The 24,832-nt window shown below is 56.8% G+C and carries 18 protein-coding genes; all 18 read right to left on the reverse strand.

Annotation, left to right across the window (positions count from 1 at the left end; translation table 11 throughout):
* Positions 1-37 precede the first annotated feature (37 nt).
* The 18 genes from HWW83_RS10430 to HWW83_RS10515 all read right to left on the reverse strand — a co-directional run bounded on the left by HWW83_RS10430 (position 38) and on the right by HWW83_RS10515 (position 24,157).
* Positions 38-1,447: a carbohydrate porin gene (locus HWW83_RS10430; protein ID WP_101453879.1), complete on the reverse strand. Its 1,410-nt coding sequence runs from the start codon at positions 1,445-1,447 to the stop codon at positions 38-40.
* Positions 1,448-1,642: 195 nt separating this feature from the next.
* Positions 1,643-2,569, reverse strand: a complete 927-nt coding sequence (gene cscK / locus HWW83_RS10435) for a fructokinase (RefSeq protein ID WP_047573657.1) — start codon at positions 2,567-2,569, stop codon at positions 1,643-1,645.
* Between the two features lie 197 nt (positions 2,570-2,766).
* Positions 2,767-4,890: a TonB-dependent receptor family protein gene (locus HWW83_RS10440; RefSeq protein WP_069100395.1), complete on the reverse strand. Its 2,124-nt coding sequence runs from the start codon at positions 4,888-4,890 to the stop codon at positions 2,767-2,769.
* Positions 4,891-5,050: 160 nt separating this feature from the next.
* Positions 5,051-6,187 carry an ABC transporter substrate-binding protein gene (locus HWW83_RS10445; RefSeq protein WP_033644639.1) on the reverse strand — a complete coding sequence of 379 codons (1,137 nt, stop codon included), beginning with the start codon at positions 6,185-6,187 and terminating at the stop codon, positions 5,051-5,053.
* Between the two features lie 86 nt (positions 6,188-6,273).
* Positions 6,274-8,421, reverse strand: a complete 2,148-nt coding sequence (locus HWW83_RS10450) for a phosphocholine-specific phospholipase C (RefSeq protein ID WP_176589275.1) — start codon at positions 8,419-8,421, stop codon at positions 6,274-6,276.
* Positions 8,422-8,544: 123 nt separating this feature from the next.
* Positions 8,545-9,384, reverse strand: a complete 840-nt coding sequence (gene queF, locus HWW83_RS10455) for an NADPH-dependent 7-cyano-7-deazaguanine reductase QueF (RefSeq protein WP_047575474.1) — start codon at positions 9,382-9,384, stop codon at positions 8,545-8,547.
* Positions 9,362-10,258, reverse strand: a complete 897-nt coding sequence (locus HWW83_RS10460; protein ID WP_033644642.1) for a queuosine precursor transporter — start codon at positions 10,256-10,258, stop codon at positions 9,362-9,364. The genes queF and HWW83_RS10460 overlap by 23 nt, the downstream gene beginning before the upstream one ends.
* Complete coding sequence (locus HWW83_RS10465; RefSeq protein WP_033644644.1) at positions 10,259-10,873, reverse strand: helix-turn-helix domain-containing protein; 615 nt, start codon at positions 10,871-10,873, stop codon at positions 10,259-10,261.
* A 534-nt stretch (positions 10,874-11,407) separates the two neighbouring features.
* Positions 11,408-12,709, reverse strand: a complete 1,302-nt coding sequence (locus tag HWW83_RS10470) for a cytosine permease (protein WP_033644921.1) — start codon at positions 12,707-12,709, stop codon at positions 11,408-11,410.
* Between the two features lie 20 nt (positions 12,710-12,729).
* Positions 12,730-13,419 (reverse strand): helix-turn-helix transcriptional regulator, encoded by a 690-nt coding sequence (locus HWW83_RS10475; protein ID WP_033644646.1) that lies wholly within the window; start codon positions 13,417-13,419, stop codon positions 12,730-12,732.
* 27 nt (positions 13,420-13,446) lie between these two features.
* Positions 13,447-13,857: a GNAT family N-acetyltransferase gene (locus tag HWW83_RS10480; protein WP_019453029.1), complete on the reverse strand. Its 411-nt coding sequence runs from the start codon at positions 13,855-13,857 to the stop codon at positions 13,447-13,449.
* A 416-nt stretch (positions 13,858-14,273) separates the two neighbouring features.
* Entirely contained in the window at positions 14,274-15,188 is a 915-nt protein-coding gene (locus HWW83_RS10485; protein WP_176589276.1) for an alpha/beta hydrolase, read from the reverse strand.
* A gap of 614 nt (positions 15,189-15,802) precedes the next feature.
* A complete protein-coding gene (locus HWW83_RS10490; RefSeq protein ID WP_089197431.1) occupies positions 15,803-16,687 on the reverse strand; it encodes an ATP-grasp fold amidoligase family protein in 885 nt (294 codons plus the stop codon).
* A gap of 50 nt (positions 16,688-16,737) precedes the next feature.
* Positions 16,738-18,033: a lysine N(6)-hydroxylase/L-ornithine N(5)-oxygenase family protein gene (locus HWW83_RS10495; protein WP_072626982.1), complete on the reverse strand. Its 1,296-nt coding sequence runs from the start codon at positions 18,031-18,033 to the stop codon at positions 16,738-16,740.
* Between the two features lie 1,042 nt (positions 18,034-19,075).
* A complete protein-coding gene (locus tag HWW83_RS10500; RefSeq protein WP_052764909.1) occupies positions 19,076-20,278 on the reverse strand; it encodes a lactonase family protein in 1,203 nt (400 codons plus the stop codon).
* A 232-nt stretch (positions 20,279-20,510) separates the two neighbouring features.
* On the reverse strand, positions 20,511-21,929 hold the full coding sequence (locus HWW83_RS10505; RefSeq protein ID WP_047026457.1) for a cytochrome c: 1,419 nt from the start codon (positions 21,927-21,929) through the stop codon (positions 20,511-20,513).
* Positions 21,926-23,581, reverse strand: coding sequence for a GMC family oxidoreductase (locus HWW83_RS10510; protein WP_176589277.1), 1,656 nt, complete (start codon positions 23,579-23,581; stop codon positions 21,926-21,928). The genes HWW83_RS10505 and HWW83_RS10510 overlap by 4 nt, the downstream gene beginning before the upstream one ends.
* A 3-nt stretch (positions 23,582-23,584) precedes the next feature.
* Positions 23,585-24,157, reverse strand: coding sequence for a sorbitol dehydrogenase family protein (locus HWW83_RS10515; RefSeq protein ID WP_047026456.1), 573 nt, complete (start codon positions 24,155-24,157; stop codon positions 23,585-23,587).
* Positions 24,158-24,832: the final 675 nt, after the last annotated feature.

Raw genomic sequence — 24,832 nt, forward strand, 5'->3', positions numbered from 1 at the left:
CGCCGCGCTCTGCGCGGCGGAAATACGTTCATCGATGTCAGAAGAAATACTTGAATCTGGCGCGCACGCCGTAACGCTGGTCGTTGTCGCCGTTGGCGATCTTGTTCTCGGCGTTGGCTTCCAGCAGCGAAACATAGGCGCCTAAATACACATTGAAATTCTTCATATTCATAATGTTAGGTATCTGATACGACGCGTGAACGGTGTGGATGTCGTAGTTGCCCGGCTCGCTGAGCGGATTGTGGATATCGGCGGCGATCCCGGCGGTATTGAACTCTTTGATGTTGTTGTGCGCATAGATATAACCCAGTTCGAAGCGCCGCCACAGCACGTTGACGCCGGCGGTCAAGTCCTGCTCGCCGGCGGCGTCCAGGTAGGCGGTGCTCAGGTTGGCCACCACGCCGTTATCCGGATCGGCCGCGTTGGTGTTCCAGCTCATGGTCATGCCGTAGCCGTTGCGCTTGGATTGATCGACGAAGCGGCCCTGGCTGTCCTGATAGCCGTAGGCATTATTCACCACGTTGCTTTCCATCGCCGCCGCGATGCTGAAGGCCTCTTTCTTCCAGGCGATCACCGGGCGCAAATAGGCGACGTTTTTCTTATTGTTCAGCGCATTGCCGTGGTAGCTGTTGTCCTGGAACAGCGAAGTGCCGTCTTCCACCAGCGTGTTCAGTTCGAAATAGACATCCCCGGCGTATTTGCTCAACATCAGGTTTCCGCCGCTGCTGCTGCGGCCACGGCCTTCTTTCATCATATAGATATAGCCAAAGCCGTCAGCGTAAAGATCGTTGGCGGTGTTGCCTGAATACTGAATGAAAGTGTCCTGATTCAGCGGGAACATGTCGTAGGCTTCGAAGCGGCCGATTTTGGTTTGCCAGTTCTTTTCATTGCCGAAGAAGAAAGCGGCGTCGTCCAGGTTCATTTTGCCGGTCATGTCCGCCAGCGGCTGGACGCTGAAACCGGAGAAGTTGCCGTCCGGATTGCGGCGATAGCCGTCCAGCCCCACCAGAATGCGGCCGTTGATGTCCCAGCGCTCTTTGTTGCCGGGTTTCCAATCCTTGTGATCGCTGCCTTTCAACGACGTCAGTTGGCCGCTGCGGCTGGCGCCGTCCAGATTGAACTCCACGTCGCCGTATAGCTTCAGATCGTTGAAGCCGTTCAGTTTTAGCGCGCCGGTCACGGGGGATTGCGTTTCCAGCGCGGCGGCGCGTTGCGCGACCCGCGCGGTTTGCCGCTCGGTGCTGGCGGTGCGCTGCTCCAGCTGTTGCGCCCGGCGTTCCGCCGCCGTGGCGCGGGTTTCAGCCTGAGCGGCGCGCTGTTCCGCCTGCGCCAGACGTTGTTCCAGCGCGTTAAGACGCGCCTCGATACTGCCGTCGCCGGAGGCTGCAGCGGCAGAAGTGGAGAGGAAAAGCCCTGTTGTTATCGCCAAATAGCTGAGTTTTTTCATCATCGTCTATCATCCGGGAAGGGTTGTTATTATTTTTTGCTAAATTGCTAAACCGGTTTTTCATGGCGAAAGATAACGATCGAGAAGCGGACTGGCAATCAAGTTTGCTAACCCGATTCAGCTATTGTGATCGAGTGCGCAAATCGTGGGGTTAAAAGACCACGGCGCCCAGGGGATCGCCGTGGTTGCAGGGGATCAGCGCAGAAAAGCGGCGAGCTCTTCGGCGCGCGGCAGGGCGGTCATGGCGCCTTTGGCGGTGGTGGCCAGCGCGCCGCAGGCCTGAGCCTGAGCGATAATCGCCGGCCATTGCGCTTCTTGCGGCAAAGCGTGAAGGCGCGCCAGGGCCGCTAACAGCCCGGCGACAAACGCGTCGCCAGCGCCGGTGGTATCGACCGGCACGACAGGCGCCGCGCGGAAATGACGCAGCCGTTGGCCGTCATGCACGTAGACGCCGTCGCCGCCCAGCGTGACCAGCAACAGGCGCAACGGGTAGGTTTGCATCATCCAGCGGATGCCGTTCTCCACATCGTCAAGATGGCTGATGAAAACCAGCTCTTCGCGCGACAGTTTCACCACGTCCGCCAGCAGCAACGCCTTTTGCAGGCAGGGGCGCAGCGCTTCCGGTTGGCGCCAGATCTCTTCGCGGATATTGGGATCGAAACTGACCCGCCCGCCGGCCGCCCGAATGTTTTCCATTGCCGTAAAGGCCGCGCTGCGGCTGGGCTCCTGCGACAGCGCGATGGAGCAGAGATGCAGCCACTCGCCGCGTTGGAAGGCCGGCAGATCGTCAGGCTGTAAAAACAGATCGGCACTGGGCTGTACCATGAACGTGAATGAGCGTTCACCGTGCTGATCGAGATCCACCACTACCGTGGAGGTGTGGTGTTCGGGATCCGAAAGCATATGGTCAATATCCACCCCTTCTTCGCTCAGCACCTGCTGCAGAAAGGCGCCGAAACTGTCTTGCCCCACTCGGCCGATAAAGGCGCTGTCGCCGCCCAAGCGGGCGACGCCCACCGCCACGTTAGCCGGCGCGCCGCCGGGGCATTTAAGATAACTGTTTGAATTTTCTGGCACCAAATCGACCACTGCGTCGCCCAGCACCCATACGCGATTCGCCATGCTTAATCCCTGTTTCTACCGATGTCTGATGGGTGGCTAAAATAGAAGAACCGGTTTAGCAAAGCAATGAAATAATGCGTCAGGCGTTTGGGGAGTGAGCAAGATCAAAAAATAGGGCGGGTCAGGCGCAGGAAATACCGCCCGCGATGCGAGCGGGCGGTATGGATGAACGAAGCGCCTGTAGTGGGCGCTGGGGGTCAGAATGCGACGGAACCCTGCACGAAGAAGGTGCGCGGTTCACCGACGTACTTGCCGAAGTTATTGTCGTTGGAGCGGGTAAAGTAGCGCTGATCGAACAGGTTTTTCACCCCGGCGCCCAGCGTCAGGTTCGATAGCTGCGGCCCGAAATTATATTCCCCGCGCATGTTCCACACCATGTAACCGGCGATATTGCCGAACTGACCATCGGCGCTTTCCTGCGTGACGTACTCCGGCCCGGTGCCCGGCGAATGCTGTTTGGACTGCGCGTAACCGTCCAGATTCCATACCCAGTTGCCGGTGGCGTAGCGTGTGCCGACGGTATAGACCTGGCGCGAGTAGAACGGCAGGTCTTTACCGGCGAAGTCGCCCTTGTCGGTGCTGGCCTTGGTGTAGGTATAGCTGGTGTAGACGCTGGCGCCGTCCAGCGCGCGGTTCAGCTCGCTGAGATCGTAGCTGAGCGCCAACTCGATGCCTTTGTGCTTGGTGGCGCCCATGTTGGTCCAGCCCACATCGTTGCTGATGTATTGCAGCTGATTATCGAAGTCGATATAGAACAGCGTGGCTTCGGCCTTGACCACGGTGTCGTCGTAGCGGGTGCCGAACTCATAGGTATGCGCTTTTTCCGCCGTCAGCCCCGGCGCAGGCTGGTTGCCGTTGCCGCCTTTGGTCAGCTGGAAATACTGCATGCTGCCGAACGAGGTGTTGGCGTTGGCGAACAGTTTCCAGGCGTCGGACAGGTGGTACATCACGTTCAATGACGGCAGCGGTTCGCTGTAGCTTTTCTCGCGGCTGATGTTGTTGAACGAATCGTCCACGTGGGTGCGAATGCTTTCATAACGCAGGCCCGGCGTGACCGTCCAGTTGCCGACGTTAATGGTATCGTCGATATAGAACGCGTTGGCTGCGGTGCCGCCGGAGGTGTGCTGGTAATAGTCCGGGGTATCCGGCGTGGCGCCGACATTCGCCGGGTTATACCAGGCCGAACGTGACGCCTTTTCATCCATGGTTTCATTCAGGTAGCGGTAACCGAGGGTGATCTCGTGCGCCATATCCCAGAAGCGAAACAGTTGCGAATAGCTTGGTTCGATCGCCCAGGTCGAATAGTGGCGCGGATAGGACACCATGCGCCGCAACCCGGCATTTTTGCCGGTGCCTTCCGACTCGATGTTGCTGCCGCGGTAGCTGTCGGTGAAGTAGGTCAACACTTCGAACTGTTTGTCGTCTTCCTGATGTTTGTATTTGAACGACATATCCTTGCGGCGGCCTTCGAACTGGTCCCAGGGACGCGTGGACTGGAACGGGTTCTGCGCGTATTGCGCGCTGCTCAGGCCGCCCGGCATGCCGGCTTTGGCGTCGTAGTAGTGGAAATTGGCCAGCAGTTCGTCGCGATCGGTAAACGCATAACGCGTTTTCAGCATGAAATCGTCGATGTCGGTGTTGTCGTTGTTGTCGCGGTAGCCCTGGCCGTGCAGGCCGGAATAGAGCAGTTCGGCGCCGAGACCGTTGTCTGCGGTGCCGCCCACGGAGGCGCTGGTCAGGGTCTTCAGGCCGCCGTGGCTGGCGCCCTGGGTTTGTACGCCGGCGGTGCCGCCAAACGTTTTGGGAATGTCTCGGGTAACGAAGTTGATCACGCCGCCGACGTTCTGCGGCCCGTAGCGCACCGCGCCGCCGCCGCGCACCACGTCAACCGATTGCAGGTTGCCGATCGACAGCGGCGCCATCGACAGCTGTGGCTGGCCGTAAGGCGCGACGGCCAACGGAACGCCGTCCATCAGAATGGTGGATCGCGGAGAAAGGCGTGAGGTCAGGCCGCGCACGCCGACGTTGAGCGAAATGTCGCTGCCGCCGGTGCCGTTGCTGTCGCGCACCTGCACGCCGGGCACACCGCGCAGGCTGTCGGCGATGGTTTGGTCGCCTTGCTCATGCATCTGCTGCTGAGTGACGATGGATCGCGCGCCCGGATGGTTGAGCAGCACCGAACTGGTATCAGGGTTGTCCAGCCAGTTGCCGACGACGGTTACCGTATCGGCATCGTTTTGAGATGAGTTATCAGCAGCAAGGATGGGGAAAGCAACGGCGATAGAGGTCGCCAGCAGGGAGAGGCGAAAAAGAATTGACATAATAATGCCTTAGAAGTTTCAGACCCGGATGTGTTTTTTTAGAAACGACAATCTTAATGATAATTATTGGCAAGTAAATAGAATTGTTATGGAATAGTTAAGCGGGTAACTACATGAAGGATGCCGGTAGCAGGGCCCGGTTGGCGGGCCCTGGCGGGGATTATTGCGGCGTAAGCCAGAAGACCCCGCTGTAATCCAGCGCGGTGAATTTCTGGTGCACGCTTTCGATATCCGCTTGCGGATCAATATCTTTAAACAGCGCCGGGTGCAGGAATTTGGCGATCGCCTCGACCGCGATAAAGTTGAGCGGCGTGTCGTAAAATTGATGATAAATCGCCATCACGCGTTTTTCTTTCACCGCTTTCAACACGTTAATGCCGGTGCGATCCAGCAGATGCGCCAGTTTCTTTTGGCTGGTGGCCATATCGGTGGTGTAGCCCAGCGGCACGGCCAGCGTACCGCGATGGCCACGGCTCCAGTCGGCGCCGGTCAGCAGATAGAAATCCGGATTGCTGGCGATCACTTGTTCGACGTTCACTTCACCGCCCATGTCTGAAAACAGTTTGCTGCCGATATTGTCGCCGCCGGCGGTATCGATAAACTGCCCGAAGCTGCCTTTGCCGAAGGTATTGCAGCACTGCTCGCCTTTGATGCCGGCGCTGCGTTCGATGAAGACGCTGGGGCGCTGCTCCGGTTTCAGCGTGGCGACGCGCTGGCGCACCAGCTCGAGGCGTTGCTGATAGAAACGGATAAAGGCGTCGGCGTTGGGCTGCTCGTCAAACACTTTGCCCAACAGCGCCATGCTGGCGACGGTGTTGGTCAGCGGCTGCTGGCGGAAATCGATGATCAGCACCGGGATGCCGACTTTTTCCAGCTGGGTCAGTACGCCGCTGTCCTTCAATTTGCTCAGCAGACCGATGTCGAAAATGATCAGGTCCGGTTGGCGCACCACCGCGCTCTCCACGCTGAAGTCACTGGTGTAGGGGTTGTCGAAGGTGGGGATTTGCATGACCTGCGGGAATTTTTTCGCATAGGCCTCAACCAGATCCGGGGCTTTGACCTTCAGCGAGTTGTCCCAGGCGATGATGTTTTTCAGCGGCTCCTGCGGATGCAGAATATTCAGCGCCAACAGCGCGCGGGCGTCGGCCAGGATAACGCGCTTGGCCGGTTGCGGCAGCGTAACCTGACGGCCGGCGACATCGGTAACGACGATCGGCGCGGCTTGAGCGGCGCCGGCCAACAGCAAAACGCAGGCGGCCAGCCAGCGGCCGGCTTTGGCGATAAGAACAGCGGACATGGAGATCCTTGAGTAATCGGCTAGGAACGAGAACGCAATGATAAGCGATATCCTTTCGCTTTTTGAACCTCTTCGCTGTCGATAGGCTACTCCTGGCCCATCAGCGGGTCGCTGACGCTGTGTTCGCCATCCTCCAGTCGGCCCGCCAGGCGGCGCCGCCAGCCTCCGGCGCTGTGCAGCGCAAGATCATACCAACCGCCGCTGGCGCGGGCGTCAAACGTTTGGCGGTGGCTGCCGCCCGCAGGCAGCGTGATGGGCCACGGGCCTTGTTGCGTGTAAGGGCAGCGGTCGAGAGTGACCGTCACCGTTTCGGCACCCGGGTTATCCAACTGCAGCAGCAGGCTGCGGCCCGTCGGGCGCAAACGTACTTCCGGCTGCGGCCGGCTCAGCGCGCCGCGCATTTCACGATGAAAGCCGTTGGGGCCGAGCAGCCACAGATGGTACTCGTCCTCCGTCTGCCAGTCGTCGCTGACCGCCTTGCCGGCCTCGACGGTATAGCGGCGCGGGATCTGCGTCAGATCTCGCCGGTCGTAGACGTGAAACACCGCCCCTTGCTCGCCGGTATTGAACAGGTTCAGCGTTACGCGCCGCTGCTCGGCCGCGACGCTGGCCTCGACGTGCAGCTGATAGGGCAGTGCGCGGGAAGGGCGCGCCAGGCGGCGTTGGTGTGGCAAACGCTGGCGGGCGGGCGGCGGCAGCGGCACCTGCGGCAGCTGCTCCTGACGCTGGCGCAGGCCGTCGGCGGCGTGGCGGCTGGTGGCGGGCAGGCTCGGCAATGCTTCGCCGTTAGGATCGACAAAGTTGAACGCCGAGGTGAGATCGCCACACACCGCGCGGCGCCAGGCGCTGATGTTGGGTTCATGCACCTGAAAGCGCTTTTCCAGGAATTGCAGCACCGAGGTGTGATCGAAGACCTGCGAATTGACCCAGCCGCCGCGGCTCCAGGGCGACAGCACCAGCATCGGCACCCGCGGGCCGGGGCCGTAGATGCGGCCGTCCGGCGGCGGCTGGTCCTGTGAGCCGGGCGGCGCCACGTGCTGGAAGATCTCGGTATCGAACGGCACCGTCGATTTACCGGCGAAGCTGCCGTCTTCGCGCAGCGACGGCGCGGAAGGCGAAGGCATATGATCGAAAAAACCGTCGTTTTCGTCGTAGTTGACCAGCAGCACGGTTTTACTCCACACCTCCGGGTTGTCGGTCAGCGCGTTGAGGATCTCTTGCGTGAACCAGCCGCCCTGCACCGGGCTGGAGGGATCGGGATGTTCCGAATAGGCCGCCGGCGCGATGATCCAACTGACCTGCGGCAGTTTGCCCTGCTGCACGTCGGTGCGGAATCCGGCCAGCATGGTGTCCAGATCGTTGCCGTCGGCGGCCGGCAGGGTGTTGCCGTTGCCTTTGTACAGCGGCGCGGTCGCGTTGAGCTCGTCGCGATAAGGCACGAAGGCGTTGAAGTCTTTTGGCGGCCGAGCTGGGTTGCCCACCTGAATGCTGGCGGCGCGGTATTGGCGAAAGCCCGCCAGCGGATTGTCGGTAAAGTTGTCCGGCAGGAATTGGTACACCTTCCAACTGACGCCGCTCGCCTCCAGCCGTTCCGGATAGGTGGTCCACCGGTAGCCGATCTCTGCCGGGCCGGGGCTGTCCCATTCGTTGACCACTACCGCCACGTCGGCGGCGGACGGGCCGTTGGTGCCGGTCCAGTGGAACAGCCGATTGGTGTTGGTGCCGGCGTGGATGGAGCAGTGATAGGCATCGCACAGGGTGAAGGCGTTGGCCAGCGCGAACTGGAACGGCAGCTCCTGCTGGCGGTAGTAGCCCATCGAGGCCGGCGTTTTGTAGGTGGGCCAGGCGCTCATGCGGCCGTGATCCCAGGCGGATTGCTCATCCACCCACGAGTGCGGCGTGCCGGTGACGCGCTGGGCGTTGCCGCGTTTGCTGTCCAGATGGTAGGGCAGCACCAGCCGTTCAGCGCCCTGTTGCTGCCAGACCAGGCGATCGCCGGGCAGTGGAATGGTAAATCGATCGCTGAAGCCGCGCACGCCCGGCAAGGTGCCGAAGTAGTGATCGAAAGAGCGGTTCTCCTGCATCAGGATCACCACGTGTTCGGCGTCGCGCAGGGTGCCGGTGCGGTTATTGGCGGGAATGGCCAGCGCTTTGCAAATCGAGGCGGGCAACAGCGAGAACGCCGATCCGATGGCGGCAGCCCGCAGGATGTCTCTGCGAGAAAGGTCAGGCATGCGTCGTTAATCTCCGTCAGTGTGCTTTGAAGATAGCCGCTGACGACGATAATGGCGAAAAATAACAGGGAGATGAAAGCGAGAGAAACAATGCTCCCTGGCGGGAGCATTGGGGGATGAGGCTTACTGTCTGATCAGGCGGCCGAGCGTCGGCGCCGTTTCGAAATCGCTGCGGAAGGGGTTGATGTCCAGGCCGCCGCGGCGGGTGTAACGCGCGAACACGCTGAGTTTTTCCGGGCGGCAGCTCTGCTTGATGTCGTTGAAAATGCGCTCGACGCACTGCTCGTGGAATTCGTTGTGCTGGCGGAAGGAGATCAGGTAGCGCAGCAGGCTTTCGCGATCGATTTTGCGGCCTTCATAGCGGATCACCACGCTGCCCCAGTCCGGCTGGTTGGTGACCAGGCAGTTGGATTTCAGCAGATTGGAAGACAGCGTCTCCGCTACGTGCTCCCCTTGATCGGCCGCGCCGCTCAGGTATTCCGGTTTGAAGGCGAAGTCGTCGACCGCGATATCCAGATCGTCGATGTTGATGCCCGGCAGACGATCGATCTGCGCCGGATAACCTTCCAGACCCGGATAGAGCTTGACGGTGACCTGGCCATTGGCCGCCTGCGACAGATCCTTCTGCATGGCGGCGCTCACCTGTTCCACGCTGTCGAAGCGCGTTTGGTTGAAGCTGTTGAGATACAGCTTGAACGATTTGGATTCGATCAGGTTGGAAGAGGAGTGCGGGAAGGTAAATTCGCCGATACCCACCACCGGTTTGCCCTTGCCGTTGAGCCACGACAACTCGAAGGCGGTCCACAGATCAAAGCCGCTGAACGGCAGCTGCCGTTCGTCCACGCCGATCAGATCGCGGCCGCGTGCGCGCGGCAAGGCTTCGAGCAATGCGGGAGCATATTGGTCCGGATAATCGGAGTTCGCGCCAAGATGGGTGATCTTATCTTGCTTTTGGATATGCATATTCATTGCCCTTTGCTTGTTCGGTATTGATGTAGCGGTTAAACAGACTGCGGGTGGCGTAAATCGGCCCGACGCCCAGCAAGGCGTAAACCACCTTGATCAGGAACTGAGACAGGATCATGGTTTTGATGATGTCCCAGCTCAGCACGTTGTAGAACGCCAGCGTACAGAACACCACGCTGTCGATGGCCGATGCGATTACGGTGCTGGTGATCACGCGCACGAACAGGTAGCGGGAGTTGGTCAACTCCTTGATCTTGCAAAGCAGATAGGAGTTGACGTTCTCGGAGATCAGATAGGCCGCCGAAGAGGCCACCAGCACCGCCATGATGCTGTGCACAATGCCGTTGTAGGTCTCGCTGTACTCCCACTGTGGAATGCTCGGCACCAGCGTCGTCACCCAGACGCCGAGAACGAAGGTCAGGTTGGCGATGAACGAGATGATGATGGTGCGTCTGGCCAGCCGCAACCCATAGAACTCGTTGAGAATGTCCACCAGAATGAACGTGAGCGGATAGATGAAGATCGCCGGCGGCGTGATGAGATTCAGCACCGGAATTTGGATCGGCTTGACGCCGCACAGCGTCGAGAAGATATAAATCACGCTGAGCGCCACGGTAATAATCAGGTAGGCGTACCAGGAACGTTCATGGCGATCGCTGAGCTCATAGGCGGTTTTTTGTTGATTGTCGCCGTAGAGTTTACGGTACAGCGCCTGCAGCTCGTGCCGGCTCAGATCTTCCGATATTTCGCTGTCGGCCAGCTCATTGAGCCCCATGGTAATGGTTTTGCCGGTGGCCAATACCATGACATTGGCCGCGATGGTGCCATGTCGGGTGAAGCCCAACAGCTTGAACTTCTGATTCGGTTCCATTTATAACCTTTCTCCAACGATATAACCCAGGAATTGCACCGTCTCCTGAAGGCGTTTGTCCATGCTTTCGCTGTCTTTGTCGTCAACCACAAAGAAGCCGCTTTTTCCCGAGTGATACAGCAAAGGTGAATCGCAAATCAGTACCGGCGGACGTTTGATGATAATGACTTCGCCCGGAATGAATGACCCTTTAATTTCGGTCTCTATTTTCATTGCCAACATGTTCGACTCATCGCCGAAGAAATAAGTCAAAGGAAACTCGGTGACCAGTTGCCCGATCTTGCGCTGCGAGACGGCCAGATAGCGCGACTGCGGGATCACCGGAATGGCGGAAGGGTTCTTGTTGCCTTCGGTGGACAACGTTTCGTTGAGCAGCTCCAGTTTTTCCAGATCGTAGTCTTCGATCTCTTCACAGGAGACACCGAAAAAATCGGAAATCCGATTAACGGTGGATTGCTGAACGTTGTTCACTCTTCCATCAAGAATTTTGTATAGGGTAGTGCGCGTCAGGCCGCTGCGGTTGGAAAAGGAAGCCTTGGTTTCACCGCGGGTACGCATTAGATATTCAATATTTTTAATGATGTTGATTTTGCGCTGTGCGTTGGGGGTTTTCATAGGCTGTCCTTACAAACATTACGCTGGCTTCACTATATCTTACGCGTTGGCGTTGTCCAGATAAAAAGGCGCAGGGAATAGGATAACAGACTGATTATTTTCGTTAATTATTGCTTTCTGTCAGCGGCTTGGCGGGGGGCGGGCGACGTGGATGCGGAAGGCGGTTTGGGGAAATGATAAAGCTGTGCAAATCAATTGATTAGCTTTTGCTTATGGAAAAGTGAACACAAAAGCCAATTTTATGTTCACTTTTATGTTGACCAAAGGCGATTTCATGGGCTACTGTTCATGCAAGCTGAAGTTTTTCTTTACGATCAAAACACTGAAGCTAACGACTTTTATAATAAAAAGCTCAGAGGGGGATGTTCCCGCACTCTGAGCATAATGGATAGCTTGCTACCGACACCAGGGACCCTCATCACCACGGCCGTTTGTCTGCGCGATCGGCCTATTCCTTTGCGCTGAACTCCGCATTTTGCGAGCAATAAAACACTCCCCCGTCATCGGAGGAGTGCGTTAACGCCTGTGCGAAAATCAGAGCGACTTCTGCGAGGCCAGGGGTTTTTGCGCCCGACTGAAGGCCAGCTTGAGCACCCAATACAGCAGGCTGGCGGCCACCAGTGAGTTGATGGTCGGTACGCCCCATTCGGTCGCCAGGCCAACGGCGCCGCCGGCGATGCTGGCGACGATCGCCGCCCAGCCGATGGTTGGGGTTTCGTTCGGCAACTGGCCCGTACGGCGGCTCTCGTCCAGGATTTTGCGGTGGCTGCGCAGCAGGTAATAGTCCACCAGCATGATGCCGATAATGGGCGGGAAGACCACGCCAAGCACCGTCAGGAAGTCGACGAAGCGGTCGAGAATGCCCAGCACCGACAGCGTGGTGCCCAGAATACCGATCGCCAACGTGGTGTAGGTGTACTTCAGCTTTTTGCCGGTGATGCCTTCCACCGCGTTGACGATGCCCAGCGAAGAGGAGTACAGGTTGAGATCGTTGACGCGCAGGGTGGAAAACACCACCACCAGCAAACCGGCGCCGCCGGCCGCTTGCGACATGATGGTGACCACATCCGCGGTGCCCAGGGTTTTGGCGATCAGGATAGCCAGGCCATTCACCACGAACTCGCCGGCGACGATGGTGAAGATCGTAACGCCGAGCACGTGTTTGCCGTTTTTGGAGTAACGGGTCAGATCGGGCGTCATCAGGCTGGCCACGATGGCGCCGCCGACGACGATGGTGATGCCGGCGCTGATGGTCAATGGTTCACCCGGCGGCGCCAGCTGGATGATCTCCTGCAGGTTATGGCCGGAAAGCGCGGTCACCGAAATATAGGCCACCAGCATAATGAACATCGGCACCGCGATACGGGCGGCGATGCGCAACGCCTTGAAGCCGAATGCCACCAGGATGGTCAACAGCGTGCCCGAGAGCCCGGCGGCCAGGCCAAAGCCCAGCTTATTGCCGAGCGCGAAATCGAGCGACTTGGCGAAAATGGCGTTTTGAATGCCGAACCAACCCAGCAGGCTGACGGCCACGACCACGCCGATCAGCACCGAGCCCAGGCGGCCAAAGCCGCACCAGCGCGCCAGCAGGCTGCCGGAAATCCCTTCGCGCATGCCCGCCATCCCAAGCCCATAGGTCACCACGCCGAAGATCAGGCTGCCGACGAAAATGGCGGTGAAGGCGTCAATCAACGTCATGGAGTTGCCGAGCACGGCGCCGAGCATGAACTGGTCCAGCGCGGTCAGCATGCCCATATGCACGATGGCCACGCTTAAAAACGAGACTCTTTTATCCTGCGGCACCCGGGTGAGCGGATAATCTTCGATCTTTATCACGGTGAGATCTTCCTTGCGGTTCAAATAAACTGAATGCCCTTGGTTATCAGGCGATCGGGAATGTAGTTATCCAGGTTGGCGTATTTGCAATACTCCTCAAACTGTTGCTGAGTATGCACGTTGGCCTTCTGGTAAATATTATAAATGCGGTTTTCGATGGTCTTATTGCTGACGTTATAGATTTTGGCGATCTCTTTCACCGTAAATCGCTGCAGCATAAGGAAAATGACATCGAGCTCGGCGCGGGTGAACAGCTCGTTGTTAACTTCGGTGGTCAAGATGCTGGGTTTTTGCTGATTGATGTATTTCAGCGGCGACAGGCTGTTCATCGGCTTGGCGTTCCAGATCACGCCGATCACCTGTTTGTCATCGTTGTAGACCGGCAGCTTTTCGCTGATAAACGGCGTCAGGCTGTCCTTGCCATACCAGTAGTGCGTCTCGATGACCGTGACCCGATCGCGCGCCGCTTCGGTCATCTTGTCATGCTCGATAAAGTCGGCGGCGGAATCGGCCCAGTCGGCGGGGAATTCGTGGTCATATTTTCCGGCGACGTCGAAATTCAGCGGCGTATTGGTATAGAGATAAGCGGCGCGGTTCATATAGAGGTGGCGGGACAGCTGGTCTTTGATGCCCCAGGGCTCGCTCAGGTGCTCCATCATGGTGATGAGGCCCTTGAAATAAGATTCATTATTTTTATGCGATGAACCCATACCCACCTCTGCGCCGCTCAGGCCGCGTTACAGGCTTTTAGCCAGGTAATGGCGGGTATGGCGATGCGCATAGTCACCCAGCTCGCCATAGACCCGGTAGCCCAGTTTTTCGTAGAAGCCTCTGGCCTGGAAATCGAAGGTATCGACGTAGGCCATATGGCAACCGCGCTTGCGGGCTTCTTCTTCGGCCAGCTGCATCAGTTGGCGACCGTAACCGCTTTTGCGGCATTGATCGCCGACCCAAAGATACTGTACTTCCAGGCCGCCCCACCAGGTACGTGCGACCAGACCGCCGACGATCTGCTGGTTGTCGTCGGTGACGGTCAGGAACAGCGGGTGAATGTCTACGGGCTGGGTTTTATGGTTGTGCGCCCAGAGGCTGTCGATAACGAACTCTTCATCCTGCGGGTTGGGTTTGTCGGTGATATTAATATTCATTTTTAATATAATTCCCTGATTTAATTATTCAAATCTGAACTAGACGCTTTCGCCCCAACCGCTTCTATTATCACTTTTATTAATGTATTTCAAGGGTGGTTTTCACCCTTTTCCGCCGTGCAGGCGGGCGCTTATAGTAAGCATCACAGGGTGAAGAAAATAGCGAAACAGGCAGTATTAAAACGCTGAAATGCCCTGCCAACACCATCTTTTCCTACTTGCGCCTCACCAGGGCCCCACAGGGAAAACTGCAGTACTGTACGGCTCCACCGGATAGAGCAAGCTAACTTGCCGACGGGGGAGCCACTTTGTTTTTGCGCATGCGTTCCGCGATGACTGCGCGCTGTCTCAGATATTAAACGCTCTTCTTATCAGAAGATATGAGCCGCCGATGAAAATGCGGTCGATACCCTCCTTTAGTCTTCATATGCCACGCTGCTCAGTGCCGGCTCGATGGCGGCACCCAGCATGGCGCCGTGTCCCAAGTCGGGCCACTCCCGATAGCCGACGGTAAGACCGTCGAGCTTTGCCAGGCGTTCCGCCAGCATTTGCGCCGCGTTCGCCGGCAGAGCAGGGCTCTTCACGCCGGGCGGGGCCGCGCGCTCGCGCTCCGCCAGACCCACCCACAACTGCAGCCTTGCCGCCGGCGTCGGATGCCGTTCCGCCCACTGCTGCGCCTCTTGCAGGATCATGCCGTTGCCCCACCACAGCGAGGGTTCCACGGCGATATAATGCTGGAAGGCGGCGGGATGGTTGAATAACGTATGCAGAACGAAGAGCCCGCCGTAGGAATGGCCCCATAGCGTTTGCCGCTGCTGATCGACCGCCAGTTTGGCGGCGATCGCCGGTTTGATCCGCGTTTCAATCAATTGCAGGAAGGCCTCCGCGCCCCCGCCCGCCTGCGGCGGTTTCTTCATGCCCGTCGGCAGAGGCAGCGTATAGTCGTAGGCGCGGCCGGCGGCATCGATGCGCAGATAGTTGTCATAGCCGATCATCACCAGCACCGGTGGCCGCTTCGCCGTCGCCAATCTGGCCAGTAAGCTGGCGTTCAGCTCCATCAGCACCGCATTGCCGTCGAGGAAATAAATCGTCGGATAGCCGTCAGGCGCAGGCGCCCGACGCGGCTGGGCGATACGGACGCGGTAACGTCGTTGACCATCGGCGGAGGTGAAGCGCAGATCGCTGAAGCGGTAATCCGCAGAGTCGCTATCGGCGACGGTCACGCCGATCCTGCGTTCCAGATCGGGCCTGGCCTGCACGGCCCCCGGCAACCAAAAGCCGATGGCGAGCGCCAGAAGCGTGCAGATAAAATGCCGGTGAGACAATAACATGCGGGTCAGCGTCCTCGAAAAAGGCCGATATTAGCATCGGTACGCGCCCAGTAAAAACCTCTCCTTCGGGCGGGTATTTCAGTGGCGAAGTGCGGCCGGGGTCAGGCGGTGGCTGCCTGATGCTTCGCAGGGTTAATAGCAACTCATTGTTATTATTGGCAAGTCAGGAATAAGAAGGGTTACGATTAATTAGAAATGATTATGTTTTTTTGAGGGGGTAATCTGCTGATGGGTGCAAAAACACTCAATCATCAATGGGTGTTAGCGAAAAAAAAGCCCTATAAAATAGGGCAAAGACACACAACAACACCAGGGAAACTTTCCGGTATCTTATATTATAGCTTCCTATACATATAGAACATTTTATTATAAATATGTAAACGATTCTTATTAATGTTCTAATGCCATTGTTTTTCAAGGGGTTATGTCGCCCAAGGGGGAACGTTCCCGATGGCGGTGCAAGCCACTCCGCAGTGGATTAAGCGCAGGTGGCGGGGCGGTGCCGGCCCGCCGCCCCACAGTGAGATGCCGGCGGGCGGCCTGCGAAAACGCCGGCCGGTATCTCCTGTTTGATGGATGCGCAGGGGAATTGCGCCGCCTTTTGTTGATGATAATCAGTGCTGTTGCAGCGTCAGCATCTTGCCAAGCAAAACATCGGTCGGTGGCAGAATATCCGTATCCAGCCCGGCCGAGGGGGTAAAGGTCAGCTCACCGAAAATGATTTGGCCCTGAGAGATGTAGAAATCAACGCGTACGAACTCGAAGGGTGCTGACAAACGAGCGGCATACTCAAACAGCTCATCGTATCCCTCCGGTTTCACGAAGGCGTCTATCTCCTCCTGGCTCAACGCCAGGCAGTCCTCGCTATAGCAAAGGAACTTGAAATCTTTGTCGAAGAAGTAATATTTCGGCGTCCCGGTATCCCTGCCGACGCACAGCAAGGTGCAGTAAGGCACGCCGCGAAAACAATAAATTTTGTAGTCTTCAGGCCCGTGACCATTGGCCGATTCGATATACTTTTCTCCAATGATCTTTTTTTGTATCCCTTTGTAGTTGAGTTCTACATAGGTTTTCCAGTAATCGTCTTTCATCCAGCCATCGATCAGCTGGGAGGCGCTTTTAATGTTCAACGATTGTTTATTCTGGCAAATTAAATTATATCCTGAGCCGTGATTTCCCTTGATGACAAATTTCTCAGGCAGCGTTTCCCATGGGATCTCCTGTACCGAATCACAGGCAAAGTACAGCTCATTAAGGATCTCTTCACATCCTTTTGCCTTGATGTACTCTCTAACCGCATATTTATCTGCGCATTGAGTGACTAAGGCATTTTTACTGTAGTCATTCAACTTAAGGTGATTGATTTTTTCATTCCAGGTCGATGGCGCCTGCAAGTTCAGCGGTTTGCCAAATGCTCTTTTGTAGATCAATCTGGCCTTGAGTTCGGGGGCCAATACGGCCAACTGATTCATAATGAACTTGTTTATTTGTCTTTTCATATACGTAATTCCATCAAAGCATAGTGACAATGATTAAGACGTTCTTGTATTTAAAACGCGGGTGGCGCGCCTTCACTGCGCCATTGAATGGCTGTCGGCGTTGTTCCCAAATCAAATGGCTGGTGGTCTAACGCCCGATTAAGAATGCGGGCCGAACGCCACGCCATCAGGCTCAGCTGAGGATCGGCAATGCCGTGATTATGCATACTGGCGTTCATCGCAAATAAGCAGTTCTCCGCCGGGCCTTCCCACTCAAAGGTAAAGTCCGGGGCTATGCGGTACTCGCCGTCCGCCGTGGTCAACAGTCGGTGGGCCAGAGGCGCAAGGAATTCAGGCGTCGCCGATTGATAACCGGTAGCAAAGATCACCACGTCCGCCTTGAAGGTTTCCTCGCCGTGATCGAGATGATGACGCGTTTCGAGTTGGTAGGCGTTATCCAGCGTGTGTTTTACGGCCGTCAGCGAACGGCTGGGCAGCAGGCGCACCCATAATTTCTCGCGCAGTACGTCGAAGCGGTGGTACATGGCGCGATAGATGGCCAGCAGCGACTCGCTGGTGATGCCGTCTGAGGTCATCTTTTGTTCGGCCAGCATATGCCGCTTGGCCGCGCTGTCCAGTGAGTAGAAACTCTCGACGTAATCTGGCGTGAAATATTCATTGGCAAAGGCCGCCTCATCAAGCGCGTTGTAATTGTTGCGCCGCGATATCCAGTCGAGTTGTTCTGGCTGCCCCCATTCCCCTTTAAAAATATTCAGGAACAGATCGGCGCCGCTCTGGCCGCCGCCGACGATCGCCACGCGTTTGCCTGCCAGATTAGGGTTGCGCAGCATCATTTCGCTGGCGTGGAAACAGCGATCGTTTTGCGCCGTCACGCAGTCCGGTAACTTTATTTTCTTGCCAATACCGATACTTACGTGTCTGGCGTGGAAGATTTCCCGTGAGGTGGTCACCACGAACTGGCGTTGCCGATCGTCAAACTCGACTCGCTGAACGTCTTGATTGAACGCCAACGATCCCATCCCGCTTGCGGCCCAGGTGAGGTAATCGGCGAACTCTTCACGCGATGCGGTACGCTGTTCGGTCGTCAGGAAACGGTAGAATTTTCGGTTTTTTACCAGATAGTTGAGAAAGCTGTAGGGATTGGTTGGGGCAACCGCGCTCACCAAATCCTTTAAAAAGTTGGTTTGCATGTTGCAGTCAGCCAAAATCATGCCCGGGTGCCAGGAGAAATGAGGTTTGCGCTCAAGGAATTGCCCCGTAAATCCCTCGATTTCGCTCCCTAAGGCCGCCAGGCTAAGATTCGACGGGCCAAGGCCAATGCCGATGATATCGAAACGCTGATTCATTAATAAGCTCCAGTATAATGAGAATAATACCCAGAAATACGGCTGCAAAGGGGTTGGCTTATAGCAACCAGGCTGCCTTTTTCTTATAAGTAAACGACATGAATTAAAAATAATTAAAAGATATGCGGGTTAAAAATGCGTCATTTTTAAATGCCCGTTTAGAATTCGGTAGCACATCAGGTAAAGGCTACGGGTGTATTTCTTTCCATGAAAGTCCCTGCGAAAGCTTGCGTATGTGTTTAATTAATATTCTTAAGCAATAATCTTAGAAACCGCGTTCATCATTCCATGTAAACGACACTCCGCAAAGAGGATAAGCCGCATGGGATTGGCATCGACTATTGACTGTTAACGTGTATACGCCGTTCTGCGTTCGGCTTGTGTTTCTTGAATCAGGTATTCGCTGCTTAGAATAGCGTTAAAAGGGATTCTGGGAAGGTGAAATAACATGATATTAGGCGTTGAGCGCTTTTTGAAAAGATGAAATTAAAGTGAAATTATGAAATCAGGCCGTTTTGATGGTATTTTTATCATTATATTCAATGTGTTATTATCTTTTGGATGCGAGAGCTATTGCGTCTGGGCGGCATGGGGTATCCGCTTTCACATCGGCCAATGCGCCCAGTTTTGTTGTTTGCGGGCCTGTGCAGCGGGAAATTATCCCTATATGCATTAATTTCAATGAGTGAATGTTCATGTTATATACAGAGGCGCCTGTTGACGTTGGAAAAGCGCCAATTAAAAACCGATTGGCCGACAGTTGGACGTTTAGGTTCGTTTAGGTTCAGCGACGGCGTGACGTGCAAGGATATCCGTGTGCCGCCGGAACTTACCTGAATGTAGCCGCCATGATATCAACCCGGTTTGAATTGTTTTGGCGTTTCTCTTTTATAATTCCTTTGCCGCTGATGATGATTCTCATTACCTGAGCGTTCACGTTATCGACACGTTAAACGCCATGGGAATGGGGTAAAGTATGGCGCTCGTGTGGGCAAGAGAATCGATGTTGGCGCTGCGACAAACGGATTGCCGCAGCAATAATTTACTCGTGGATAAATTTAACGTCAGTTGGCGTACCTATCTGGACGCTTACGCCGTTGCCATATAATTCGCCGGTATCCAGATCGCGTTGTAATACGGTAACGTTATTACTAAACACATTGGCGATTAGCAGAAACTTTCCGCTTTTATCGAAGGCGAAAGCGCGCGGTTCGATTCCGCCGGAAAGCGTGCGGCCAATCAGCGTGAGTTTGCCATTCTCCGGGTTAATTTTATAACCCACGATTTCGTTGGTTTTTTGGCGATTGCTCGCATAGAGGTATTTTCCGTCAGGGGAAAACGCCAGCCCGCCGCCGCCCTTTGCATCCGCGCGGGCGCTTTCCGTCAGCGCTAATGTCTGGATGTTCTCCAACCGATCGTTATTAATCTGGTAGGCAAAAATATTCGCCGACATTTCGCTGATCACGTAGGCGAATCTGCCATTTGCGGAAAAGATCATATGTCGCGGGCCGGTGCCCGGTGGAAACGACAAATCGTAATCCGGCGCGAGCCTGAACGGCGCGGCCTTATTTGCCGCGTCGTAGAAGAAGGCATGAATGATGTCGCCGCCCAAATCGGCGGCGTACATCATGCGCCCGTCGGGGGTGAAGTTGACGGAGTGAATATGGGCGCTGGCTTGCCGTTCGGCAACGGCCTCTGAGCCCTTGGTGAAGGGAAAGCGCTGCAGCACCTCGCCGAGTTCACCGTTCTGGAGAATGGGGGCCACGATGACGCTGGCATGCCCGGGGGCGTTGGAGTAATTGGCGGCCAATAAGTAGCGCCCGTCTGGACTGATGGCGGCATGCGTCGGCTCTTGTCCCTGCGAGTCGATGCCGCTGATGCGTTGCGGGTCGCCGCCTTTGCCGAGCCTGAGCGTGCTGATTTGGCCTTGCTGAGTTTCATTGGTGGTATAGGCAAATTGGCGATTTTTGCTCAGAACTATCCAGGAAGGGCTGTCCATTTTTATGCGATTCAATGGCAGCAGGCTGCCGTCTTCGTTGAGCGCCAACCGATACATCCCCTGGCTGGGATAAACGGGCGGCTGAACCCGATCGCCGTCTCTTTCCCCTGTCCAGGTGCCAATCAAAACGATTTGCGCGGTGCTGCCCGGCTGCGGCTGCGGGGGAGCGGCCTGGGTGATCCAGGCCGGCAATAATAAAGACAGAAAGGAAAACTTGGCGATGCTGGGGAACGTTGCGTTTTTCATGGTCGGGATCCTGGCGTGATTGACTGTGTTTTGTGACCGAGGCGAACGGTGTACAGGGTTTATCGTCGTAGCGAGGCACCGCCCAGAATGAACAGGCAGACATAACCAAAATAGTGCAAAACGCCGGCGGGGCCTATTTTTAGCACATCATTGGCGTATGGCATCAGAGCCTTGCGCGCCGGCAGACAAGCTCCCTGCGGCCGCCAGCGTAGGGAGCTTTAATTGGCGTGAATCACGCGCCGCGGCGTTTGCGCACCCGCCACGCGATGGCGGCCAGTAGCGCCAGCGCGCCGCCGCCCAACCCCGGTGCCATATAGGGCTGCATCTCGGCCAGCAAGGGCGCCGGGCCCCCTCGTCTGAGGATCGCAACGTCTTCGGCGGTGACGTGCGCCGCGGGGTTGCCGTAATGTTGCAAGACATAGTTGCCGATCGCCGCAATCTGTTGGTCGTTCAAGGGATTGACATAGGATTGCGGGCCGAAATTCGGCATCAGGATATGTTGATCCCCGACGCGGCGCTCGACGCCGAACAAAATGGCCGAGATCAGATTGGAGGGATTGCGCGAGCCCGTCGCCGTGTTGTTGAACAGCGATGGATAGGCCTGGTTTTGACTGCCGCTGCCGTCGGGTTGGTGGCAGCTGGCGCAGTTGCCGCTGAACAAGGCGGCGCCGTCAATCACCGTCTCGTTGGCGGTCGGCGGATGCGCGCCGCGCAGCTCGGGTTCAACGTTGAACGGCTTGCCAAAGCTGTCTGCCGGCCGCGTATCGCGTCGATCTCTGATCGGCGGACTGTTTTTCAGGTAAGCGGCAATCGCGGCCAGATCGTCGTCCGACAAATATTGCAGGCTGTTTTCTATCGCTTCCGCCATGCCCCCCGCCGCCTGGTTTTTTCCCGCCGCGCGCCCGGTTTTCAAATACTGGATTAGCTCAGCCTGGCTCCATCCGCCAATGCCGCTGATCGGGTCGGAAGTAATATTGGGCGCATACCAACTGCCGACCATGGCGCCGGAAAGCGGTTGCCCGCTGTATTCAGCCAGTAACACGTTGCGCGGCGTATGGCAGGTATCGCAGTGTCCAGGGCCGTTGACCAGGTAGGCGCCGCGGTTCCATTGCGCATCTTCGCTGCTGTCGGCGCTGAAATGCCCCTCTTCCAGAAACAAACTGTTCCAGGCCGGCATGATAAAGCGCAGGTTAAAGGGGAAGGGCAGTTCGGTTCGCCTGTTGTGCTGAACGACGGGGGCGACGCCGTTCATAAAGTAGGCGTACAGCGCGTGAATGTCCTCGTCGTTTAATTTGACGTATGACGTATAAGGCATTGCCGGGTACAGCGGGGTGCCGTCCGCGCGAATGCCTTCACGCACGGCGCGGGCGAATTGCGCTTCGCTGTAGCGGCCAATGCCGGTTTCCTTGTCGGGGGTGATGTTGGTGGTGTAAATCACGCCTACCGGCGTGGCGATGCTGTAACCGCCGGCAAATCGCTCGCCGCCTCCCGTTTGGGTGTGGCAGGCCTGGCAGTCCGCTGCCACCGCGAGCCGCTCGCCTTTTTCAATCAGCTCGGCGCTGAAATACGGTCCTTCGTCGGCGGCGAACGCCGAGCCGCCGCCCGCCGCGAGGAGCAGCGCCAGCCAGGCTATCCTTGCAGGTTTTCTCATGATTTCACCGCCAGTTTGCGGGCAATGTCGTCCGCCGCTTTAAGGCCCAGGGCCGCCATCGTCAGCGTGCTGTTCACCACGCTGGCTGAAGGGATGGCGCCACCGCCGGGCAGCCACAGGTTCGGATGATCGTGCGCACGGCAATCGCCGTTCACCACGGAATTTTTCTCATCGTTGCCCATGATGGTGCCGCCCATAATGTGATTATTGGCATTCAGGCTGGTGGTGATGGTGAATTCATCGGCATCAAACAATTGGCCAATATGCTTGAGCTGCCGGTGCGCCGCTTCAGCCCCTTTTCGCACATAGTCCCCCACGTCATAGTAAATGTCCGGGCAAGGCAAACCGTGGGCGTCTTTGCGCGTTGCGCTCAACGTCAGACGGTTATTGGGATCGGGCAGCGGTTCCAGACTGATGGACAAATCGACGCCGTACGCCGCGCGGCGGCGGATCTCGTCATCCAGCGCTTTCCCCACCAGGCCCTGCGCCAGGGCCTGACGCGTAGCCGGCAAAACGCGGTTGATGTTATTGAGGATCATCTTGTTGGCTGAGTAATGCTTGCGGAAATCCCCATCGCGCGGGCCGACCAAACAGCTGCTCTGCGCCGGGCCGCGTCCTGGCCACAGCGGCTCTTTCGCCAGGAAGGTGCAGTGAAAGCCGGAGTGATCCATCATATTGCGGCCAACCTGATCGGAGCTGTTGGCGATCCCATTCGGGTTTTGCGCATTGGCGGCCATCAACAGCAGGCGCGGGGTTTCGATGCCATTGCATGCCAGGACGAACGCGCTGGCGCTGGCTTTGTGCGACCGCTTTTGGTTGTCCAGCCAATGCACGGCGGTAACCTGATTTTGCCCATCGGTATCGATTTTGTACGCCACCGCTTCCGCCAGCACGAGCGCTCCTTTCATTTCGGCGCGTTCGATGTGATGGATGCCGTTATACATGGCGCCAATCGGGCAGATAGGTTGGCAGTTATTGTTGCCGCAGCAGGTGGGCCGCCCCTGCCATGGTCGCGTGCTGCGCCCTTGGGGGATCGGTACGGAGCGGTAACCGTGCGGGTTGACCACTTCGGCGAAGCGCGTATCTCCGTGGGCCCAGGGCACCATATCCATGGGATAAGGCTTGCTGCGCGCTGAAGGCGATTGTTTGGCCGGATCGTTTGGGCCGGCGACGCCAATCGCCTCCTCCGCGCGGCAGTAGTAGGGCTCGAGATCGTCATAGGCGATGGGCCAGTCGCGGCCAACCCCGTACAGCGTTTTCATTTTGAAATCGTTTGGCAGATGGCGCCAGCAGGAGGCCGCCCAGTGCCAGGTCGTGCCGCCCACGGTGCGTAAATAGCCCTGCTTAAAGCTGTCCGCGCTTGGGCCACTTAACGCGACATAATCGTTTGGCGGAAAATAGAGCGGCGCGGTGGCGTAGGCTGATTGCGGGTACAAGCCTTGAAAATCGGAGCCCGCACGGTTATCAAACGACATATTGCGCCAGTTTTCGACGGCCTGCGCGCGATCGATACGCAGGCCCGCCTCCAATACCAGCACGGAATAGCCTTGGCCGGCCAACTGGTCCGCCATCATGCCGCCGACGATCCCCGAGCCGACGATGACAATATCGGCCGAGGCATCGCCATCAGCCGTGAATACCGGTTTTTTCATGATTCAGCTCTCAGAGGGCAGTAAGGCGTTAACCTCAGGTGGGGCGACGGTCCACCAAAGCGGGCCGTTGCCGCAATAGGTGGGCACAATCAAGGCGTCTTTAACCGGGCGATACATCAGGGCATCTTTATAAGCGATGAGACTGGCGTTTGCCCCCTGGCCCACGGTACCGGTATACCAGGCGGTGACGATGGCCGAGACCAATGCCGAGAGCCCCAGTTGGCCGGCGATTTGCTGAAGTTGCCGGGCGCTTTGTCCGGCCTTCACGCGTGCGCTTAATCGCTCAACCTGTGATGAGAATTGCGGGTTTGCGAGGCTCAACGCAGTGAAAATACGAGCCGAAAGGCCAGGGTCAATATCCTGACGTTCTGTCAATTGCCGGGAGAGCGCGAAGAAACGGGCAAAAAGCAGGGGGTTTTGCGCGGCGGTATGCTGTTCCGCCAGCGTGAGGAATGGGGCGCCGGCCAATGCGGTGGCGACAAGCGTTGACGCCAGGCCGAGCAAGACATTTCTGCGGCTGACGCCCTTGCCATGTTGATCCGGCTGTTCGCCATTGTCTGATAAACCATATTCCATATGTTTTTTCTCAACGGGTGTTTAATGCCAGAGCCAAAAAAGGCCAAAATATCAGTGGGTGAGCAGGCTAAATTAAGCGTTCTATTACGGTGATATGACGATCTTCACCGATGTGATGTTTTAAGAACGCCTGTCGGTAAATTAGCAGCGGCAACGGACGGTATTTATCAAAAAATCACAAGGTGAGTGCCGACCGCATTTTTGGTTTATTTTTAATAACGGCAGGGGGTTATGTGATGGGGCTCTGTTTAATTGATTGTTATTTAATGTTTTTATCGGTTTGTGGCTGTGGGTTTTTATCAGGCGCAGAATGAAAACATTAATGGTATCCCGTGTTTGCGTATTAATTCAAATGACGGCGAAAATAAGGAGGGTTGGGTTATGGCGCAAATGGAAATAATACAGTGCCGTAAACACAGGGCAGGGGGCGGGCATCAATTAAGACTGCGAATATAAAGGCCGAGATTTAGGTTAAAGAGATAGGAACAGGAGCACTTCTGCTCGGTATTCAAGGTCTCAGCGCTGGCCCGCAGGGTGAGGCCTTTGGCCGAATAATCGAACGCAGTTCGATGGAGAGTCCTGTCCCTGAAAAGCAAAAACCCAGCCATAGGCTGGGTTCTCTAAATATGGTGCCCGGACTCGGAATCGAACCAAGGACACGGGGATTTTCAATCC

It is taken from the genome of Serratia ureilytica (genome assembly GCF_013375155.1).
Lineage (GTDB): Bacteria > Pseudomonadota > Gammaproteobacteria > Enterobacterales > Enterobacteriaceae > Serratia > Serratia ureilytica.

Excerpts from the sequence above, each read along its gene's own strand:
- HWW83_RS10430 (WP_101453879.1), bottom strand. The coding sequence starts at position 1,447 with ATGAAAAAACTCAGCTATTTGGCGATAACAACAGGGCTTTTCCTCTCC.
- cscK (WP_047573657.1), bottom strand. The coding sequence starts at position 2,569 with ATGGCGAATCGCGTATGGGTGCTGGGCGACGCAGTGGTCGATTTGGTG.
- HWW83_RS10440 (WP_069100395.1), bottom strand. The coding sequence starts at position 4,890 with ATGTCAATTCTTTTTCGCCTCTCCCTGCTGGCGACCTCTATCGCCGTT.
- HWW83_RS10445 (WP_033644639.1), bottom strand. The coding sequence starts at position 6,187 with ATGTCCGCTGTTCTTATCGCCAAAGCCGGCCGCTGGCTGGCCGCCTGC.
- HWW83_RS10450 (WP_176589275.1), bottom strand. The coding sequence starts at position 8,421 with ATGCCTGACCTTTCTCGCAGAGACATCCTGCGGGCTGCCGCCATCGGA.
- queF (WP_047575474.1), bottom strand. The coding sequence starts at position 9,384 with ATGCATATCCAAAAGCAAGATAAGATCACCCATCTTGGCGCGAACTCC.
- HWW83_RS10460 (WP_033644642.1), bottom strand. The coding sequence starts at position 10,258 with ATGGAACCGAATCAGAAGTTCAAGCTGTTGGGCTTCACCCGACATGGC.
- HWW83_RS10465 (WP_033644644.1), bottom strand. The coding sequence starts at position 10,873 with ATGAAAACCCCCAACGCACAGCGCAAAATCAACATCATTAAAAATATT.
- HWW83_RS10475 (WP_033644646.1), bottom strand. The coding sequence starts at position 13,419 with ATGGGTTCATCGCATAAAAATAATGAATCTTATTTCAAGGGCCTCATC.
- HWW83_RS10480 (WP_019453029.1), bottom strand. The coding sequence starts at position 13,857 with ATGAATATTAATATCACCGACAAACCCAACCCGCAGGATGAAGAGTTC.
- HWW83_RS10485 (WP_176589276.1), bottom strand. The coding sequence starts at position 15,188 with ATGTTATTGTCTCACCGGCATTTTATCTGCACGCTTCTGGCGCTCGCC.
- HWW83_RS10490 (WP_089197431.1), bottom strand. The coding sequence starts at position 16,687 with ATGAAAAGACAAATAAACAAGTTCATTATGAATCAGTTGGCCGTATTG.
- HWW83_RS10495 (WP_072626982.1), bottom strand. The coding sequence starts at position 18,033 with ATGAATCAGCGTTTCGATATCATCGGCATTGGCCTTGGCCCGTCGAAT.
- HWW83_RS10500 (WP_052764909.1), bottom strand. The coding sequence starts at position 20,278 with ATGAAAAACGCAACGTTCCCCAGCATCGCCAAGTTTTCCTTTCTGTCT.
- HWW83_RS10505 (WP_047026457.1), bottom strand. The coding sequence starts at position 21,929 with ATGAGAAAACCTGCAAGGATAGCCTGGCTGGCGCTGCTCCTCGCGGCG.
- HWW83_RS10510 (WP_176589277.1), bottom strand. The coding sequence starts at position 23,581 with ATGAAAAAACCGGTATTCACGGCTGATGGCGATGCCTCGGCCGATATT.
- HWW83_RS10515 (WP_047026456.1), bottom strand. The coding sequence starts at position 24,157 with ATGGAATATGGTTTATCAGACAATGGCGAACAGCCGGATCAACATGGC.